The 20,750-nt window shown below is 39.0% G+C and carries 15 protein-coding genes; 10 read left to right on the top strand and 5 right to left on the bottom strand.

What is annotated here, in order from left to right:
• Positions 1-123: 123 nt before the first annotated feature.
• From BM327_RS09815 to BM327_RS09800, 4 genes are all read left to right on the top strand, one after another.
• Positions 124-4,023 carry a beta strand repeat-containing protein gene (locus BM327_RS09815; RefSeq protein ID WP_090248962.1) on the top strand — a complete coding sequence of 1,300 codons (3,900 nt, stop codon included), beginning with the start codon at positions 124-126 and terminating at the stop codon, positions 4,021-4,023.
• Between the two features lie 83 nt (positions 4,024-4,106).
• Entirely contained in the window at positions 4,107-4,421 is a 315-nt protein-coding gene (locus BM327_RS09810) for an antibiotic biosynthesis monooxygenase family protein (protein WP_090248960.1), read from the top strand.
• A gap of 2 nt (positions 4,422-4,423) precedes the next feature.
• Positions 4,424-4,783, top strand: a complete 360-nt coding sequence (locus tag BM327_RS09805; RefSeq protein ID WP_090248958.1) for a DUF1801 domain-containing protein — start codon at positions 4,424-4,426, stop codon at positions 4,781-4,783.
• Positions 4,764-5,318: a hypothetical protein gene (locus BM327_RS09800; protein ID WP_090248956.1), complete on the top strand. Its 555-nt coding sequence runs from the start codon at positions 4,764-4,766 to the stop codon at positions 5,316-5,318. Before BM327_RS09805 ends, BM327_RS09800 begins: the two co-directional genes overlap by 20 nt.
• Here the strand turns inward: BM327_RS09800 and BM327_RS09795 are convergent.
• Positions 5,283-5,885 (bottom strand): toxin-antitoxin system YwqK family antitoxin, encoded by a 603-nt coding sequence (locus BM327_RS09795; RefSeq protein WP_090248954.1) that lies wholly within the window; start codon positions 5,883-5,885, stop codon positions 5,283-5,285. The two genes, BM327_RS09800 and BM327_RS09795, sit on opposite strands and share 36 nt — an antisense overlap.
• Positions 5,882-6,379, bottom strand: coding sequence for a C40 family peptidase (locus BM327_RS09790; protein WP_090248953.1), 498 nt, complete (start codon positions 6,377-6,379; stop codon positions 5,882-5,884). Before BM327_RS09790 ends, BM327_RS09795 begins: the two co-directional genes overlap by 4 nt.
• Before the next feature lie 205 nt (positions 6,380-6,584).
• Between BM327_RS09790 and BM327_RS09785 the strand changes: the two genes are divergently transcribed.
• The 3 genes from BM327_RS09785 to BM327_RS09775 all read left to right on the top strand — a co-directional run bounded on the left by BM327_RS09785 (position 6,585) and on the right by BM327_RS09775 (position 9,618).
• The gene (locus BM327_RS09785; protein WP_090248951.1) at positions 6,585-7,598 is read left to right on the top strand and encodes a helix-turn-helix transcriptional regulator; all 1,014 of its coding nucleotides are present in this window, start codon (positions 6,585-6,587) and stop codon (positions 7,596-7,598) included.
• 87 nt (positions 7,599-7,685) lie between these two features.
• Positions 7,686-8,459, top strand: a complete 774-nt coding sequence (locus BM327_RS09780; RefSeq protein WP_090248949.1) for an enoyl-CoA hydratase-related protein — start codon at positions 7,686-7,688, stop codon at positions 8,457-8,459.
• A gap of 10 nt (positions 8,460-8,469) precedes the next feature.
• On the top strand, positions 8,470-9,618 hold the full coding sequence (locus BM327_RS09775) for a 3-hydroxyacyl-CoA dehydrogenase NAD-binding domain-containing protein (RefSeq protein ID WP_090249858.1): 1,149 nt from the start codon (positions 8,470-8,472) through the stop codon (positions 9,616-9,618).
• Between the two features lie 49 nt (positions 9,619-9,667).
• Here BM327_RS09775 and BM327_RS09770 read toward each other — a convergent pair whose 3' ends face one another.
• From BM327_RS09770 to BM327_RS15785, 3 genes are all read right to left on the bottom strand, one after another.
• The gene (locus BM327_RS09770) at positions 9,668-10,789 is read right to left on the bottom strand and encodes a tetratricopeptide repeat protein (protein ID WP_090248947.1); all 1,122 of its coding nucleotides are present in this window, start codon (positions 10,787-10,789) and stop codon (positions 9,668-9,670) included.
• The gene (locus tag BM327_RS09765; protein ID WP_090248945.1) at positions 10,764-11,339 is read right to left on the bottom strand and encodes an RNA polymerase sigma factor; all 576 of its coding nucleotides are present in this window, start codon (positions 11,337-11,339) and stop codon (positions 10,764-10,766) included. Before BM327_RS09765 ends, BM327_RS09770 begins: the two co-directional genes overlap by 26 nt.
• 112 nt (positions 11,340-11,451) lie before the next feature.
• Positions 11,452-18,213, bottom strand: coding sequence for a T9SS type B sorting domain-containing protein (locus BM327_RS15785; protein WP_139230328.1), 6,762 nt, complete (start codon positions 18,211-18,213; stop codon positions 11,452-11,454).
• A 192-nt stretch (positions 18,214-18,405) separates the two neighbouring features.
• Between BM327_RS15785 and BM327_RS09755 the strand changes: the two genes are divergently transcribed.
• From BM327_RS09755 to BM327_RS09745, 3 genes are all read left to right on the top strand, one after another.
• A complete protein-coding gene (locus BM327_RS09755) occupies positions 18,406-18,810 on the top strand; it encodes an SRPBCC domain-containing protein (RefSeq protein ID WP_090248942.1) in 405 nt (134 codons plus the stop codon).
• Positions 18,810-19,793, top strand: a complete 984-nt coding sequence (pfkA, locus tag BM327_RS09750; protein WP_211664732.1) for a 6-phosphofructokinase — start codon at positions 18,810-18,812, stop codon at positions 19,791-19,793. The genes BM327_RS09755 and pfkA overlap by 1 nt, the downstream gene beginning before the upstream one ends.
• A gap of 120 nt (positions 19,794-19,913) precedes the next feature.
• Positions 19,914-20,531 (top strand): SET domain-containing protein, encoded by a 618-nt coding sequence (locus tag BM327_RS09745; RefSeq protein ID WP_090248940.1) that lies wholly within the window; start codon positions 19,914-19,916, stop codon positions 20,529-20,531.
• The last annotated feature ends 219 nt before the right edge of the window (positions 20,532-20,750 follow it).

The following is a 20,750-nucleotide window of genomic DNA, read 5'->3' as shown; positions in this document are numbered from 1 at the left end:
TAAATAGTGAGTTAGGACGAGTTTTTATGGTGTAAACGTTTGCTTTTTAGAGGGTTCTGAAATCCAAAAAAGAAGTTGACGCGTAGGTTTCAAAAAAATATTTAATCTAAAACTTTAGAACCTATGAAAACATCTTTTACGCTTCGTTTTTTGGTCCTTTCTGTATCACTGGCCATGGGCTCGGTGGTGGCATTTGGACAAATAATAACCAGTGGTGCTGATGATGGCTCTCCCGGTACATTAAGGAGTCAAATCGCAGCAGCCGCGCCAGGAGCAACTTTATCTGTCGACTTTACAGTTTCAAACATAGTATTAGCAAGTGGTGAAATTACCATAGACAAAAGTTTAACCATTAATGGAAATATCTTCGGAACAACAACTATAGATGGAGATGACCTAGGAAGAATTTTTGACGTTACAACAGGTACCCTTACCTTGAATAATTTAACCTTAACGAATGGTTCTGCCGGAAATGGTGGGGCCATTCAAGTTGTTGGGGCAAACGTAATTGCCAATAACGTAGACTTTGAAAGTAACACCGCTTCAGGAATAAGTGGGAGTGGTGGAGCTATACTCGTTGGAGCAGGGGCTACCTTAACAGCGGTAAACTCTTCTTTTACAAATAACCAGGCAAACCGAGCAGGTGGAGCCATAGAGGCCGTTGCAGGTACTACGGTTACCTTAACAACGTGTACACTTTCTGGAAACAATGCAGGGGTGAGTCCTGCTTCTCCAGCCCCAGGTAACGGTGGTGCTCTGCACATTACAGGCGCTGGAACTGCTGTAATTACAGGTGGTACTTTTTCAAACAATGTAGCTGCCGCAGAAGGTGGAGCCTTGTGGAATGGATCGGGTACAATGACCATAGATGGAGCTACCATTACTGGAAATACTGCTTCAGGTGCGGCTCCGGACAACGGTGGTGGAGGTATCTATAACCTAAACAGTGGAACTCTAACAATTTCAAATGCTATCATAACCAATAATGACGCCGATGGAGCTGCAGGTTCTGGAGGAGGAATTCTAAATGATGTAGATGCTACCTTGTCAATTAGTAACTCTGTAATTACAGGTAACTCAGCCTTAAGAGCAGGGGGAGGAATTGAAGGTGTAGCTACAGCTGGAACAAATTCTATTACCCTTACAGGAGTTACGCTAAACAATAACATGGCCTTATCTGCACCAGGAAATGGTGGTGGATTACACATGACGGGTCCGGGAACTATAGACATTACTGGAGGAACAGTGAATGGGAACACAGCTGGATTAGAAGGTGGTGGACTTTGGAATGGTACAGGTACTATGACCATAGACGGAACGAGTATTTCGGGAAACACTGCTTCAGGAGCGGCTGCCGATAATGGTGGTGGAGGAATCTACAACCTTTCAGGTGGAACGCTTGTGATTATGAATGCAAGTATTGCAAATAACACGGCAGATGGAGCAGCAGGTTCTGGAGGAGGAATTCTCAACGATGTGAATGCTACCCTAACTGTTGATAATACATCTATAACTGGAAACTCAGCGCTAAGAGCAGGTGGAGGAATTGAAGGTGTAGCTACAGCAGGAAGCAATGACATCACTTTGACGAATGTGAATTTAAACAATAACATGGCCTTATCTGCTCCAGGAAATGGAGGTGGGTTGCACATGACAGGACCAGGAACGATAAGCATTACCGGAGGAACTGTAAACGATAATACTGCAGGATCTGAAGGTGGAGGATTGTGGAATGGTGTAGGTACCATGACCATAGATGGAACAACAATTTCAGGCAATACAGCCTCAGGTGATTTGGCCGATAATGGAGGTGGAGGTATCTACAACTTAAACAATGGTACTTTAACCATTTCGAATGCCGTTATTACGAATAATTCTGCAGATGGAACAGCGGGTTCTGGCGGTGGAATTTTGAATGATGTAGGCGCTATACTAACAATAAACAACTCATTTATTACTGCGAATTCTGCCCTAAGAGCAGGTGGAGGAATCGAAGGTAATGCAACAGGAGGTACTTCCTTTATAACACTTAACAACGTAAACTTAAACAACAACATGGCTTTGTCTGCACCCGGAAATGGAGGTGGATTACACATGACTGGTCCTGGAACCATAGAAATAAACGGTGGAACCGTAAATGGAAATACAGCGGGTTCAGAAGGTGGTGGACTTTGGAACGGATCAGGTTCTATGGATATAGACGGAACAACAATCTCAGGAAATGTTGCTTCAGGTGCTGCTGCCGATAATGGTGGTGGTGGAATCTACAACTTTAATGGAGGTGATTTAACCATCGTAAATACCACGATTACAAACAATTCAGCCGATGGAGCTGCGGGTTCTGGTGGTGGAATTTTAAATGATGTAGGAGCTGATTTAAGTATCAGCAACTCTAGTATTACTCTGAATTCTGCCTTGAGAGCAGGAGGAGGAATTGAAGATAATTCTGGAGGAAGCACCATCATGCTTTCTAATGTAAACCTAGATAACAATTCTGCTTTATCTGCACCTGGTAACGGTGGTGGATTACACATCACAGGAGCTGGAAATGCAACGATTATTGGTGGAACTGTAAATGGAAATTCTGCTGGTTTAGAAGGAGGAGGACTTTGGAATGGTTCAGGAATGATGGCTGTAAACAATACAGAAATTATGAACAATGTTGCCCTTGGTGCTGGAGCTGATGATGGAGGAGGTGCAATTTTTAATGTTTCGGGAGAAGTAAACATTGTAAGTGCTGATATCATCAATAACATGGCTACTGGAGCTTCTGCTTCTGGTGGAGGTGTGTTGAGTTTAGATGGTGATGTACTTATCTCTAATACACATTTTGAAGCAAACGCAGCCAATAGAGCAGGTGGTGCTATTGAAGTCGTAAACGGAGTGTTGGATATTGCAAATTCTGATTTTGTAGAAAATGATGTAGATGGAACAGCAGGAACACCCGCACCAGGAAATGGAGGAGCTATTCACATTACGGGAGTTGCAACCATAGATATAGAAAACTCATCTTTTGAAGGTAATTTGGCCGGAAGAGAAGGTGGTGCGTTGTGGAATCAAACGGGTTCTACAATGACATTGACGAGTGTAACACTCGAGGAGAATGAAGCGAACGGAGACGGTGAAGCCTTTGGTGGTGGTGCCATCTTTGTAAATGGTGGAGATCTTGTGGTAAACGCATCAACCCTGATGAATAATATGTCGAATGGAACCCTAGGTAATGGTGGAGCTATTCACGTGAAAGCTGGTACGGCAACGGTTATGACATCAACGATCTCTGGAAATAGTTCTATGAATCAAGGAGGTGGAATTTACTCCAATGCGGGGTTAGATGTAAATGCATCTACTATTGTTTACAACACAGCAAATAACGAAGGGGGAGGTATAGCCAATAACAGCGCTATGTTACCAACTTTAAAAAATACTATTGTTGCCCTCAACCTAGGTACAAGTGCAGACTTATATACTTCAACATCACCTATAGCAAGTGATGGGTACAACTTAATCGGAATTCTTGAAGTAAGCACCTTTGCTTCTGCATCTGGTGATATCACAGGAACGGTCTCTCTCCCTGTAGATCCAGTGATTGCTCCTTTAGCATTTAACGGAGGAGTAACGCTAAGTCACAGTTTAGTTGTGGGAAGTCCTGCATACAACGCAGGTGCACCTTCAGATATGTTTGACGATCAACATGGTAATGCAGTTTACGACGGAACAAGAGATATAGGTGCCGTTGAAGCGCAGAGCATCTTATTAAATGTTGAGGATAATTTGGAAGCCTATGGTATTTCAGTTTATCCAAACCCAGTTTCATCAGGAGTATTAAATGTTAAGTTGGAACAACTCAAGGGTGATAACCTAAACGGGAATATAATTGAGGTGGCTACCGGAAAAATTGTACAATCATTTACCATTAACCAAAGTAATACTCAATTACAGGTAGATGATTTGGCAAAAGGACTTTACATATTACAGCTAGATAACGACGACGAATCAGCTAATTTTAAGTTTGTACTTCAGTAAAATTAGTAACCACTTAAATTGATTAGAGATCTTCGAAAGGAGATCTCTTTTTTGTTTGTAGCTTTGGTGAAAACAAGGTAAACATGATAGCACAAACTCCCAAACCTCCCTATTACGCCGTGATTTTCACTTCTACAAGAACAGATGTTGTAGAGAATTATAAAGAAATGAATGCAGCAATTGAAGAAGCAGTTAAGGACGCTGAAGGATTTTTAGGGGTAGAAGATTGTAGGGATGGACTGGGAATTAGTGTTTCGTATTGGAAAGATTTAGAATCTATACGCAAATGGAAAAATAACCCCTTGCATACCCTTGCCAAAGAAAAAGGTAAGAAGGATTGGTTTGCAACTTATAAAACCAGAATAGCTAAGGTAGAAATGGATTACGATTTTCTTTAAAGATGGAAGAGATCAGTCATATCTACTTAAAGCAAGATGAACCTTTACAGTCTTGCTGGTTGGCCTTAAGAACCATTATTCGAAAGCAGGATAGTTTAATTACGGAGTGTGTGAAATATGGCTCGCCCTGTTTTTTGTATAGGGATAAAATTTTGTGTTACCTCTGGAAGGATAAAAAATCCAACCAACCCTATATCCTTTTTTCTGATGGGAATTCTTTACATCATCCAGCCCTTGATTTTAAAGGGAGAAAAAAGATGAAAAGTATGGAGATTGATCCATTACAAGATATTCCTATTGCTTTAGTGAAAGAGGTTCTAGATGAAGCTATAAAGGTGAAAAATGAAAAGCTTTCGAAATAAACTCATAGAAATACTACCTCAAAGTTCAGAGGAGCAACGCAAAGCTATGGCCATAGAGATGATGCGTTCTCAATGCTTACCTTCTCAATTTAAAGACTTGTTGCTGTGTGAAAAAACAGGGAGGAGGTTTTCCTGGATGATTTCAAATTTAGCACAATTAAATCCAGAATATTTAGTACGCGACTTACCCACATTATGGGAAATAGCCGAGAAAGTCGAAGGCTTCGATTTTAAAAGTTCCTTCACTAATTATTGGAGGTACTGTGGTGTGCCGTCTAGTCAAGAAACCATAGCAATTAATTATCTAATGGAGGTCTTGGAGAAAAATAAACATACAACGACTATTCAATCTAGAGCACTTAGGGTAATGCAAAAAGTGATACTTCAACACCCTGATTTGAGCCAAGAGTTAGTCGCCATTTTAATTGCTAATTATCCGCTGTATGAAAGAGGAATGCAACAAAGAGTTGGTAAATTTTTAAAGCATAAAAAAAGCGAATTATTGCAATTCGCCCTCTTTATATTTTTGTTCTGAGATGATGTTTCCCTCTCTATCGTAAACGAAATAAGAGCCGTCTAAATAACCATCCTTGTAATTCTCTCTCATGTAAATAATGGAGTCTGAATTGGGGTAGTAACGTATACAGGCTCCGTTGTAATCAAATCCGTAAAGGGTTTTCTTTTTAATCAAAACTTCTGGATCAACAACTTTTAAAGAGTCACAGTTGCACTCAAAAGCGTTGGCTATAGTTTTGCCCAAATACCTACCTTCTTTGTATAGGTTAAATTCCAAAGTATCACCAGCAGGTGAGTATACGATGTAAGCACCGTGCAATTTTCCTTTAAAGATTTGTTTGGCTTCTAATTTTTTTGAGGGTTCGTTGGCATAGTAAGAGTAACACGTACCCGTATAAAGTGTGTCGGCCATGAGATAAAAACCTTCTTCATTTTTTACCAAACTATCACAGTTACAAGAAGCTAAGTTTTCGTATACCTCAAATTCTCCCAACATTAATTTAGACTTCGCCTCGCCGTAGGTAAGACTATCATCTTTACAAGCAAATAAGGTGATCAATAAAAGGGCAAAAACAGTAATTCTCATGGTAGTAATCTCAATGTTTTAATATAACGTTTTCTGTAGCCTGTAGTATATAATTTACTTTCAACAACGCCACTGTGTTTTTTAGATGACGACGAATGTATAAAAATGATTTCATTTTCAGTGATGTTTGTCACGATTCCTAAATGTCCTGGTTTGCGTATCGCTGCATTTGTTCCCGTGAATACAAGAATATCTCCTACTTGAATTTCTTTCAAAGGTATGGTGTCGTTAAAAGAATGGTAAGAAGAAGAACTTCGGGGAACAGTACAATTGTATTGTTGAAAAACATAGCGTACAAATCCAGAACAATCAAAACCTTTCGGGGAGCTACCTCCGTAAACATACGGTGTGCCGAGATGATTTTGAGCAAAACGCACGAGGCTATCGTTCCAACAAACTGTATCTAAAGTCTGTGCAGAACTATCTGCCGTAGGCTCAAATGCACGCGCCTGGTATAGAGCAAGAAGTCCTATGAAAGCAACAATTATTTTCATGCATTAAAATTAAGAATTGTTTCATGTTAAAATACTTTTTTACAGAAAAGTAACACTATCCTAAGCAAGGCTATGCTAGGTTAAATTGATGTGAAATTCGCGGAAAAAAGTAACATTGCTGTTAATTGTAAAAGCTTTCTCTTATTTTTGATGAGCGCAGCTATTACGCGCACATTTCAGGAAAAGAACGAAAGAAAATTTCATCATGCCTCACATTAAAAATGCACTTATTCGTTACAGAATTATAGACAAATGTTTACGCAATAAATACAAACCCTTTCCGAGTAAACAAGACTTAAGGCAGGCTTGTGAAGAAGCGCTTTATGGAGATTCTACCGGTGAAAATATTTGTGATTCAACGATAGAGAAAGACATGTTCGCCATGCGTATGGAACATGATGCACCAATTAAGTACTCGAAAAGAGACAAAGGCTATTATTACACTGAAGATGATTTTACCATCAATGAAATTCCTTTGTCAGAGGATGATGTACAAGCCATAAAATTTGCAGCCAATACCTTGGTTCAGTTTAGGGATGTTGACATGTTTAAACAATTTGGTTCGGCTTTGGATAAAATTTTTGATCGCGTAAACATATCCAACAACCCTAACGACAAAGAATTGGATAATTACGTGCAGTTTGAAACGGTAACTGAATTTAAAGGAAGTGATTTTTTAAGTCCTTTATTGAAAGCCATCAAGGAACAAAAAGTAGTGTATTTTGATTACGAAAGTTTTGTTTCTGGTAAAAAGAAGCGTCGTAAAGTTACCCCTTTGTTGTTGAAGGAATATAGAAACAGATGGTACCTTATCGCTTTTGATTTGGTGAAGGATAGCATCATTACCTATGGTTTGGATAGAATGATGGATTTGGAGTTATCTGAAGAAATGGGAAAACAGCCTGCTAATTTTAATGCAGAACTGTTCTTTAAACATTCTGTGGGGATAACAGCCAACGAAAACAGTCCGGAACAAATAAAATTCAAAGCCAATAATGTGGCGGCAAAGTACATTGCGTCTCAACCTTTTCACGCTTCTCAAAAAATTGTAAAAGAAGGGAAAAAACGTACCAGTTTTGAGATGGAGGTTTTGATTTCAGAAGAGTTAATTCGTCAATTGGTGAGCTATGCTTTTGAAATTGAAGTCGTAAAACCTTTATGGTTGAGAGATGAATTGGCTATGCGTTTCCAACAATCTGTAGAATTATATAATAATTAATCATATTGAAAAGGGCTAACAGAGTACAAAGGCAGTAAAGATTGGCTTTTGCACACAAATTGGCTATTTTCGCCCAAAAGAAAAATCATGGTTTTAGATATACAAAATAACGGAGGTGTTCGCACGATCACTTTCAATCGTCCAAAGGTATTTAACAGCTTTAACCAAGCTATGGCGATGGCTTTGCAGGCCGAGATAGATGCATGTGCTACGGATGATAGCGTAAGATGTGTGGTATTAACAGGTGCTGGAAAAGCTTTTTGTGCCGGACAAGATTTGGCAGAAGCTACGGATCCTAACGGACCAGAATTGAAATCTATCGTGGCAAAGCACTACAACCCGATTATTGAAAAAATTAGAAATTTAGAGAAACCTGTAGTTGCAGCAGTGAATGGTGTAGCAGCAGGTGCCGGAGCAAACATTGCTTTGGCGTGTGATATCGTTTTTGCCAAGGAAAGTGCAAGCTTTATTCAAGCCTTTTCTAAAATAGGTTTAATTCCAGATTCTGGAGGAACCTTCTTTTTACCGCGTTTAATTGGTGCTCAAAAGGCAATGGCCTTGATGATGACGGGAGATAAAGTTAGTGCGGCCGAAGCTGAAAAACTGAACATGATTTATAAAGTGTTAGGAGAAGAAACTTTCGAAGAGGAAGTGGCTGCCTTCGCTGGGAAATTAGCTCTAATGCCTACCAGAGGTTTAGGACTTACGAAAAAAGCGATCAACCAAAGTTTTACCAACGATTTAACACAGCAGTTAGCCGTGGAAGAAGTGTTGCAAACAGAGGCTGGACAAACACACGACTTTAAAGAAGGTACAAGTGCTTTCTTAGAAAAGAGAAAACCAGAGTTTACAGGAAAATAAGATTGAAATGATAGAAGTAGGAGTTTTAGGAGCAGGAACAATGGGAGCGGGTATTGCTCAGGTTGCTGCACAAGCCGGACACCAAGTAAATTTGATAGACGTGAATGCTGATGCTTTGAAAAGAGCACAAGCAAGCATGGAGAAAATATTTGGTCGTTTAGTTGAAAAAGGAAAATATACGGCCCAAGAAGCAGAAACGATATTGGAGCGCATTAACTATTCTGGAGATAGAAATGATTTTCAAAATTGTGGATTGATCATAGAAGCCATCGTTGAGAACTTAGAGGTAAAGCACAAGATGTTTAAGCAAATGGAGTCTATCGTTAGTGATGACTGTATTTTGGCATCGAATACTTCTTCTTTGTCTGTTGCCTCTATAGGTTCTGTATTGGAAAAGCCAAACAGAATGATAGGGATACACTTCTTTAACCCCGCACCTTTGATGCCTTTGGTAGAGATTATCCCAGCGGTACAAACAAGTGAGGAAGTAACGAAAGAAGCGAGAGCTATCATTGATTCTTGGAAGAAAGTAACCGTATTGGCCAAAGATACTCCTGGATTTATTGTAAACCGTGTTGCTCGACCATTCTACGGTGAAGCTTTGCGTATATATGAAGAAGGAGTAGCAGATTTTGCTACTATTGATTGGGCAATGACTGAGTTGGGAGGTTTTAGAATGGGACCTTTTACTTTGATGGATTACATCGGTAATGACATTAACTATACCGTTACTGAAACTGTATTCCAATCTTTCTACTATGATCCACGTTACAAGCCAAGCTTTACACAAAAGCGTCATGCTGAAGCGGGTTACTTAGGTAGAAAATCGGGTAGAGGATACTTCGATTACGCGGAAGGAGCTGTAAAACCTGAGCCTACGAAAGATGAGGTTTTGGGAAGAAAAATCTTAAATAGAATTTTGGCGATGTTGATCAATGAGGCGGTTGATGCTTTGTTCTTAAACATTGCTTCGAAAGAAGATATAGATTTAGCCATGACCAAAGGAGTGAACTATCCAAAGGGATTGTTGGCTTGGATGGAAGAAATAGGTGAAGAAACGGTATTGAACCAATTGCAAGAATTATTCGAGGAATATGGTGAAGACAGATACAGACCTAGTCCATTGTTAAAAAGAATGGTGAGAGATAAACAAGCATAAAGCAAAAGCCCCCCGAAAATCATCGGGGGGCTTTTTTTGGGAAATAATTTTATTTCTTATTTAATATTGCTTGAGCTCTTTCACTGTAGAAGCCCTTTTGTTGGGCAATTTGCTGAAGCAGTGCGTTGGCTTCTTTCTTTTGTTTCAGATCAACGTAAGTTAAATAACTTAACCATTCTGCTTCTTCCTTGAAATTCCCGTAGGCAGGAGAGAAGGATTTACTGAAATAATCTAAAGCTGCTTTTCCATCATTTAAATTGTAGTAACACAAACCTCCATAAAAACGAGCATTTACATCTTCTGGGAAATACTCCAATATTTTATGGAAGCGAACAAGCGCCTTTTTGTACATACCTTTTGAGAAGTAATACATGCTTTTGTCCAAATAATCGATGTAAGGAATGTCCACTTCTTTTAATTCAAAATTTTGAGTCTCATTAGAATTTTTGGTTTCTTGACTAGCTGGAGTACCCGTCATCACTAACTTTTCTTCCTTCATTTTCTCTTTACGATAAGGCCTATAGTCTACCAATTTGAGTTCGTAGAGATAAATTTCTTTCTTGAGAAGATAACTTAATTCAGGCAAGGGGTTTTGTTTTAATTCAACCTCGTCTATGCTTAGTTTTTCCATTAATAATTGAGATTGTTGGAATTCTTCAGCTTTAGGAGAGTTTCCTTTTCTCAATTCTACCAATTCTGTTCTGTCTAAAGTATGTTCAAGATCTTTGGGGTGAAGGTTTTCGATTGCTTCTATTTCAACTTCCTCATTACTTTCCTTAATTTCAAAAACTGTGTTTTCTTGTAAACCTTCTTCAGCAGGTTGAATTTGTTGAACCTCCTGAGCTATATTTTTAGCTTCTTCCGTGTTCAGATTAAGGTAAATAAATAAAAGTGTCAGCAATGCACTTCCTCCAATAAGAGCTAAAGTCCATCTTTTAGAAGAACCTCCATGAGTTTTGGCAAATCTATTATCTAAGGATTGCATGTGTTTTTGGACATCATGCCCTTCCCATCCTTCAAAAGCCTCTGCTTCGAAGTCATCGGAAAGTGAAGCGCGTTCAATTTCGTTCTTGTCTATACCAGGAGTGTTTTGTTGGTACTCCTTTAGATCATCCCGACTTACGCCTTTAGAAGGACCAAATATTCTATTGAGCAGATTTAAATACAACATCTTCCTGTAGTTTAATTTTTAAATTTCTTTTCGCGTTTTGCACATCACTTTTTACTTTCTTTAAATCAATATGGAGTAAATCCGCAATTTCTTGGTAAGATTTTCCTTCGATGTAGAAGAGTTTCAGCGCTTTTTTATGATGAGTTTTTAATTCATCCATTTTCTCTTCAACAATTTCCAATTGAAGGTCTAAGAATTGTTTGTCTTCCAATTCATTTTCGTAAGCCACTTGTTCGTTGGTGATGTCTTTAAAATGATGCTTCTTTTTACGCAGCGCCATCAAACATTCGTTTTTGGTTGTTGTATACAGCCAAGATTTTAAATAGGTGATATCGTGCTTGAGGAGTAGTTTGGGTAACTTTTCAAAGATATCCATCACCATGTCTTCCGCTAAATCACTTTGTTGCAAGTACTTTAAGCAAAGTCCCATCATTAAATGTCCGTAGCGTTGATAAACCTCTGCAATCACAAGCTTCTGCTGTTTTTGCTTATAGAGATCCACCAATTCGGCATCACTTAAGTGTGTTAAATTTCGTTTCTTGAATAGCATACGCTATAGAGATGAGGTTTGAATTAATATTCCATAAAACTAATTAGATTTTTTATCCTTTCTTTTTGTAGAACATAAAAAAAAGGGAGGTACAATACCTCCCTTTTCATTTTTATTTTACCAAGGTTACATGACCTTGCATGTAGTTCGGTTCGGGTTTATCTATTTCTTTGTATTTTATTTTCCAAGTGTAAACTCCGTCCTGACAAAGTTTTCCCTTATAAGTTCCATCCCAACCTTCATTGATGTCTTTACTTTCAAAGATCACTTCTCCCCATCTGTTAAAGATTTGTAGGTGGAACGTTTCCACTTCCGTAGTTGAGACGGCAAAAAACTCATTATTGATTGAGTTCCCATCTGGTGTAAAAGTATTTGGAACATATAGAATAAGTTCTTCTTTAACCTCTAGTAAGATACAGTTGGTATCTATACATCCTAAGCTTGAGGTTGCAATTAAACATACTTGATAACTATCCGGGTTCTCGGTGGGGAAATTGTAATAAACTTGTTCCGTGGAGAATTGATCTTGATGGATTAGCCAAGTAATATCAGTGGCATTTGTGGCCTGTGATATGAAGGTGACTTGATTGTTGATGGTGCTAACCTCGTTCGGAGTCATGGTAAATTGAGCTTGCGGCCCTTCTTCTATACAGATGAAATTTGTACCATTGGCAGTAATTAAACAACCGTTTGGATCTGTGGCGCTAAAACTAACATCATAACAACCTGTTGAATTTACACTAACCAGCGGGTTACAATCATTGTATGTACTTCCATTCGAAAGTGTCCATTGACAATCACTTAAACTCACAGCAGACTGCATATTCAAATATCCTTCAAAGTAATCACAAGATATGGGAGGGGGAAAAAGTGTTACACTATCCGTATAGTTAACGGTTACTTGTAGTTGAAGTGTATCTGAACATCCATTTACATCCTCACCGTAAATGATTATTGTTGAAGTTGAATCTATAGATATCAATTCAGTTGCGCTGATGGGATTTCCATCGTAATAATAATCAACGGCTCCACTTAAATTCAATTGTATATCATCACCCTGACAAATAGTTGTAGAGCTGAAGTTGTTGGTCAGGTTTACACTTGAGTTAACGAGTAAAGTTACAGTGCTGATACTGTCACACAAGGCAGTTGAGAAGGTATCGCTATAGGTTCCAGCCAGGCTTTGATAATTTCCATGTATGAGTGCAGAATCATTCATACAAATGTAGGTCGTATCATAATAGTTTTGCCAATTGTGTTCAGCTATATTAAATTCTTCCGTGTACACACAGTTATTGGTATCCGTGAGTGAGATAAGTATAGGGTTGTTTTGAGCTGTGAAGTAGGCAGAAGTATCCGTATTTATGGTGCCATTCCAATTGTAGGACGTATAAATATCATCCGTGTAAAATAAACTGCTATCTCCCGCACAATACAATAAGTCAGCGTATAAATTGGGTTGTACGTTAGGGTAAACAATGAAAAAACTATCGATAGGGGTTATAATACAAGTTGATAAATAAGGTGAGATTTGGAAATGAACGGTATCTATTTGGTTAATGGTGTTGGTGTAAATGATGTTTCCTGAAGAGGTGTAACCTGAGGAATTAGAAGAATATCCCGTATAGGTCCAGTTATAATTGATGGGCATAGTATCACTGCTAATTTGGAAGTTTAGCGTGTCAGTGCTACACAATGCAGAAGCAGAAAGGTTGAGGTCTATGTCAGCTTCACACGTATCTATTAAACTACAATCAATTACTTGTAAGTTCGTATTTGTACTACCTATACACCCTGTTGATTGGTCCAATACCTCTAAAGAAATGTTATAATTACCCAGGGCAGGAGTGTTCAGAGTTTGGTTGGAAGATGTTTGATTGCTGAACAAAGAGGATGGTCCCCATGTATACGCATAATTCCCAGTTGCGGGGTTTATTTGATAAGCAATGTTTACTGTAGGAACATCATCACAAACCGTAAGTGGAGGTAAACTAATGGCGGGCGGTGGTACATTGTTTACTATGATATTGACACTGCCTGTTGTAGAACATCCATTCTGGTCAGTGATCTCTAAATCATATTGACTAGTTTGGGAAACACAAGCCGTTGTTGTTGCTGAATTTGTACTTGTTAAGCCTGTGATTGGTGACCAGTTATATGACATCCCCGGAACAGCTGTGATACCTATATCCACGCACCCGTTTGAACAAACCATCTGGTCTGTTAATGTTGGCGTTGCGGGTTGACCGTGAACTGTAACTTGAACTGAATCTGTTTGACTACAATTTCCAACCGTAGAGGTGAGTATCAAATTATAAGTACCTGGAGTGGTAGTGGTAAAAGTAGTTTGTGCAGCGCTAGGATCTGCTATTCCTATAGCGGGCGACCAACTTAAAATACCTGTGTTATTCGGACTTCCTATACTTACCGGTAAATCATCTAAACAAACAACTTTATCGTATCCAGCATTTGGCGAAGGGAGAGAGGAGGTGATGTTCACAACGTCAGAGGCTGTACAACCTGCACTATCCGTAACGGTTAAATTTAATTGATAGTTTCCGTTCACCAAATTTGCATCGGGTGCCATGGTATTCGGGTTGGTAAATAAATTAGAGGGGGTCCAACTATATTGAGAAAAACCTACGGGGGGATTACTATTCAGTAAGCTGGTTGCAGAACCATCATAACAATATGTGAAGTCTGTTAAGTTAAAAGATGGGTCTGAAACGAAGATGGTAAATGAAGTAGAAGATGAGTCTGGACACACCGAACTGTTTTCGTAATAGAGGGTAACTGTGTATTGCGTTGTTGCGGCAGGGGAAAGCGCGTTAAAGCTACAGGTAGAACAGTTTACAGCCGAAGCTGGAGACCAAGCGTATTCAATTCCACTTTGATTGCCTAAGTTGACAGAAGTATAGCCACCATTACAAGAGCTTTCATCTGGAATAACGGGTGCGATAGGTTGGTCGCTAATGGTTATGGTCACAGAATCTTGATAAACACATCCGGCCAATTTGGTTGTATAAGTCAAGAAGAATTGTGTGGTGGTAGATAAACTTACATAAGGATCTGCATCATACTCATCTGTTCCATTTTGCCAAGGAGCAATGGCTGGACTCCACAAATAAGTAAAGTTGGTATCCTCCACTTTTCCAATTTGAATAATATCATTGCTACAGGTGAATTTATCTTGTCCCGCAGCAGAAAAAATTTGTTTGTTATCAACGATAATTGTTGAGGTATCTGAGGCTGAACATCCGTTAGAAGGATCAAGTGCCGTAACATAATAGGTACTTGTGGCATAAGGAGTAACATAAGGGTTTGCTCCTGCACCGAAAGGTAACCCAGACCAGTAATAGGTGTAATTACTGTTGTAATTATTTAAGATAGCCACAGTGGTGTTTGGACAAATTAAGGTATCCAACAAACTCACATCTGGTAAGGTCCATTGTGGATTATTTACCTCTACAGAATCATAGGCTAGTACTTGATTGGTTACCGTATCCACAGAGGTTACATAGTAATACGTGTGCTGGTTTGTCCATAATTCAACTTGTTGTCCTGTATATGCCGATAACCCTGTTTGGGGAGACCAGTTGTATACCACATTAGGATTGGGAATAGGAGTAGCTGCTAAAGTGATGGTGTCACCCGCTAGTATATTACTCGGACAAGAAACCGGAGAGTTTGAACCAACACCTCCAGCACTGGCAGAACCTCCACAATCAGAAATTACCACTTGATCAACACAAGTAACGCCGTCCAAAGTAACTTCCAGTTCTAAAATTGTACTTTGCCCTGTATAAGTATAAGCTGATGAAGTTGCTGTGTTTGTTGGACCAGTAAAATCACCAGGCCCTGATAAAATTGACCAACTATAAGTTTCATTTAAGCTGGGTGTATTGTCTGCTGTCCCTATGGCTCCGGAGTCACATACGTCTGGACCAGCATTGGCTTGCATGTAAGATATAGTTACTTCATCTGTATAAAAACAGTTTTGATTTTGAGCAGTTAATGTATAGGTAATGGGATTTAAATTACCAGAGCTCGTTAAGGAGGTTGGATAAAATGCAGTCATTGAATTACTGGTTGTCGTTAAACCATCAATAGGACTCCATTCGTAGACAAAACCAGGTAGAGAAGGTGAACCTATATTGATACTTCCATAATAACACATGGCCGTATCTGCACCCGCAAAGTTGGGTCCTGGTCCCGCAACAATATCTAAATTGATCGTGTCGGTGGTTGTACAACTACTTCCATTTATTAACTGCAAGGTTTGTGTAAAGATATATTGAGTAGGCGTTGTAGGTGTTGCTGTAGGGCTTGGACAAGTGGTGCAACTTAAACCTGCCGAGGGTGTCCAATTATACGATACCCCAGATAAACCTTGAAGGGGAGTTCCTACCGAAGTTGGACTTCCATCGCATATTGCTCTATCGGGCCCAGCATTGGCTTGATGAACGTAAAATACAGCTTGATCTTTTTTAATACACCCGTTGGCATCAATAACTGTTAATTCTAGAATGGCATTTTGAGAGGTAGAGAAGAGAGGATTTGCTACCGAATCTATATTTTGATTCCATACATAGGTGTAAGGTGCTAATCCTCCAATAGCTGTTGGTGCACCTCCAATGTTTAAGGCTACACCAGGACATGAATGATAAGGTCCACCAGCATCTACAGTTTGAGCCGTTAGGTTGTTGACCAATATGGCAGAAACATTACTGGTTGAAAAAAGTGTATTGTTTCCACAATTTTGTATGTAAGTTAGTCTTCTGTAATACTTGTCAAAGGTCGTTACACTGGGCAGGTAACTTGGTAAATTGGCACCAGAAATATTAGTCCATGGTCCGCTAGGAGAAGCTGAAATTTGCCATTGATAGTGAAAATAACTACTGCCTATATATTGATTAAGAACTTGATTTTCTAAATATAAAGAAGGAAGACTGTCACTCGGAAAGCTTGGAGCTACAGACCCTAGCATTTCAGGTGTGGCAAATTTACATACTGTTTGTGAAACGGGAAAAATACTATCGGTAATCGTAACCTCTGATTTAAATACAATTTTTTGAAATCCAAACTCATTTTGTTCACCTCCCCAATTAGAAGTTGATAAGGTTAATGGATGCGCAGGTTCTGATAATGTACTATTGGTAGAGTGGATAATTCTTGAGGTGATATACGTAGCGTGATTTGTAACCCCTAACGATAATCCAGTGAAATTAGCATTGGAAAGTAAGGTAGAATAATTGATATAACCATCAAAGCATAAGTTAACATACCAACCGAATTTATTTGAGCTGTTAGGAGTAGGGAAACTTGGTGTGATAGCCGTGTAATTTGTTGGGAAAGAGAGTCCAGTAGTGAAGGATGAAGCATTGGTCTCTGCTGTAATATGAATACCATTTTGATTCACTTTTAAATGACGAATATTGTCTAAGCCTTGTGTGCCGAAAAACTGTATCCAATCATTCGAAGTTGTATTCGGTGAGAGGTTGTTGGTTAAAGTGGATGCACCAATTTTTTGAAGGTATAAGGGACCTGTCATTACCGCATTGTTGTTTGTTACACCTACTAAATTATTGGGGTTTGTGTTTCCTGCACGTGTGTAAATAAACAAATCTCCTTGGTAGCTTTCATACCTTATTCTAGATCCTTGTAAGGTGGGCATACCGGTTTGCGCGAGGTAATCACTATTGTTTTGGGGGAAAGCCAAATTGTTATTCATTGTGCTCTCACTAATGGCTGCTATCGTCAATCCCTGCAAGTCAAAGGGATAGTTGCTAACCGTAAAGGGAAGGTTGGCACCATCTGGAAAACCGCAAAGCAAAATTTTGTTATTGGAGTGGAGTAAGAGTTGACCCGATTGTGTGGGTAAACTTGCTTTTATAGGGATATAAGTACTGTAGTTTCCATTCGCGGCGGTGAAGGCTAAATTGTTCGCCAGCGTTGCCGCACTAATTTTTACAAGCACAGTTTCATAAGAGCCAGAACTTGATTGTGTTATAGGGTAGAAATTACCGCCCAAATTTCTTATCAATAGATAAAGGTTCCCGTTGTTAGATAATATACTTCGGGGGATGAGGTTGGGGGAGTCTGATGTAAAGTATCGTGCATAGGGTGTAGCGCTTATGGGACTGTTGGCCGCCATCATGGCATCAGAGATTCCTAACAAATAACAATTGTAGGTGGCGAGAGCACTATTGGCAACTTGTGTAACAGGTAAAGTTGTGTCACCGGTTCTACACAAAAGCCAAAGTGTATTCCCATCGTGTTCTATACTCTGCACATCCACCAAGGAGCTATCACCTATATAACTTGCGTAATCGGGTTGAACACCGTTGGAGCTAATGGTGTTGTTAGAATACTTAATAATAAATCCGTGAGGAATAAATCCACTATTGCTGGTTTGGTTAGAGTTGTTTGTGGTTGCTAAACTATCAGAGGGTGTATTTCCATATAAGTAAACATCTCCATTTTTTGTGTAAAGTTGAAGGTTGAAAGTATTGCCTGGACCAAAAGGGATGAGGGTTGAATATTCTAAAGTTCCTGTGGTGTCAGTAACCATAAGAAAGGCATAATTCCCCATCATACTGGTGTCTGTATGTGTACCATTCGTTGTTAAGAAATTACCTGGAGTGGATGAGGATACTGTGGATGTCGTTTTGTTGAATCTACCGTAATAATAAACACGATTAATTTCAGGGTCTGAATGACTTTGATAATCGTAGTTGGTCAATGTTTTTGGATTCCCATTGTCTATGTAAGAACTGATTTCAAAATATCCATTTTGTCCCCATGAAAAAGGTGCTATTAAACAAAGGAGAAATAGATAAAGAACGAATTTATTCTTACAGAGAGTGGGTGTCATAGATTTCGTGTTTTACCAAAAATAAGAAATGTAACTTAAATAGAATGAAATGTTTAGCTTAAGTTACTTCGTGTATCTTTCAAGAGTAAGTAATAGGGTTAACCTGAAAAGTGTACGTAAAGAACCAAGCCAGAAGTTATCTTCTAAAGAATTATCCTTATTTTAAAGCTGTAGAAATAAAACGTATTCAAAATGCTAAAAGTTGCCGCAATCATTCATCAGTCGAAAGATAAAGTTTGGGATTCTTTCACAAATGCTGATCATATAACCAAGTGGAATTTTGCACATCCTTCGTGGTGTTGCCCTAAGTCCAGTGTAGATTTAAGAGTTGGTGGTGAAATGAACAATAGAATGGAGGCGGTAGATGGAAGTATGGGCTTCGATTTAAAAGCAAAGTTTGATGTAGTAAACCCTTGTGTTCAGCTAGATTATACCTTGGAAGATGGAAGAAAGGTGACATGTAGCTTCGAAGAAGAAAACGGATCGGTTACATTAACACAATGTTTTGATCCTGAAAAAGAAAATCCTGAGGAAATGCAAACACAAGGTTGGCAAGCCATACTCAATAATTTCAAAAACTATACAGAGCAATTATAATGAGCGTGAAGAAAGTAGCTATATTGACCAGTGGAGGAGATTCCCCGGGTATGAATGCGGGAGTTAGGGCTTTTGTAAAGACTGCGCTTTATCATCATATAGAAGCCTTCGGAATTCGAAATGGATATGATGGTCTCATTCAAGGAGATATTCAACCCATGGGCTATGATGAGGTAGCCAATATTATTCAGCAAGGGGGTACAATTCTAGGATCCTCTAGGAGTGAAGAGTTCCGAACTCAAGCAGGAAGAGCCAAGGCTTACCAACAATTGGAGTCGAGAGGCATCGATGCTTTGGTTGTAATAGGAGGGGATGGAAGTTTCAAAGGGGCCGAAATATTGGCCACAGAATTTCCAGCGCTCAAAGTAATTGTTCTACCAGGTACAATAGATAACGATATTGCTGGAACAGATTACACCATAGGTTACGATACGGCTTTAAATACGATAATTGATGCTGTAGATAAAATAAGGGATACAGCTAACTCTCATCACCGCGTTTTCTTTATAGAAGTAATGGGTAGAGATACGGGGTTTTTGGCTTTACATTCAGCCCTGGCAGCTGGAGCCGATGATGTGCTGATCCCGGAGACCCACACCAATTTAGAGGAGGTAGCCAACACTATTAAAACACAGTATAAAGGGAAGCGTAGCGCAATTATTATCGTGGCAGAAGGTGATGACGCCGGTGGTAGTGGAGATGTGGTAGCGAAAATGAAAAGTCTTTTGCCTAAGCATGAACTGCGCTCTACGGTGTTGGGACACATGCAAAGGGGAGGAAAACCTTCTTATTTCGATCGCTATTTAGCTACGGCCCTGGGAGCAGAGAGTGTGTTGCAGTTGTTAAAAGGAAACAACCGTATTTTTATTGGTTACCAAGACAACAAAATTGTGGTGCACAGCATTGCCGATATCATCGATAAAAAACGAGAAATATCTGCCGAAGCAAATACACTTTTAAAACACATGTATAACCAGCATTAGCTTCTTTTGTTAAATTTTTCGCGGGGTGAATTTCGTATGATTTTCTGGCGTAACTTTAGTCTATAATTGCACAATGAGGTGCAAAATGAAAACTAAAATTATGTTGTTTTATTATCGTATATGATACACCCCCATACGGAATTAAAATTCATCAGTGAGCAAATCGGTTACGGAGTATTTGCCAAAACTGATATACCAGAAGGAACCATCGTTTATGTAAAAGATAGTTTAGAACTGGAAGTGAGTCCAACCGAATACCAAAATCATTCCTCTGCTATGCAAGAGGTAATAGAAAAGTATTCCTATAAAGACCAAAGAGGATACCGCATCATCAGTTGGGATTTTGCCAAATATGTAAATCACTGTTGTAACTGTAATACAATTAGTACAGGCTATGGTTTTGAAATTGCCATTCGAGATATCAAAGCCGGAGAGCAAATTACCGATGAGTACGGAATCTTTAACCTAGATGAACCCATGATGCTCAATTGTGGTTTCGATAATTGTAGAAAAGTGTTACATCCAACGGACTTCGATAGATACTACATGGATTGGGATACGAAAATTAAAAAGTCCCTCCCTAAAATGTTTAAAGTAAATCAAGAGCTCTGGAATTTTATAGATAACGATACCCAAGAAGAATTAAAGGTATTCCAAAAGGATGCAAGTAAATACAAGTCCGTTTATCACCTAAAGTTTAATGACAAGTTAAATCTCCTCAACGGCACACATCTTTAACCCCAAAGTCCATCTTTATTAGGTGGACTTTTTTACTATACTATATATAAGGTATAAAATCAAGTTAAGAATGTTGAGTTAAGAGTTAAGAAAGCTGAATTAAGAATTCTTATAAGTAGAACTATTCAATTTTGATTTTTGAATTTTGAATGATGAATTATAATTGGCTGTTAGCCGCGCTATCCGTTCTACTCCGTTGTGATCAGCTTAGTGGTCTAT

The sequence above is a fragment of the Lishizhenia tianjinensis genome (assembly GCF_900116425.1).
Classification (GTDB): Bacteria; Bacteroidota; Bacteroidia; order Flavobacteriales_D; family Crocinitomicaceae; genus Lishizhenia; species Lishizhenia tianjinensis.
Note: the sequence above shows the minus strand (reverse complement) of the source record. Positions and strands in the feature narration are given on the sequence as shown.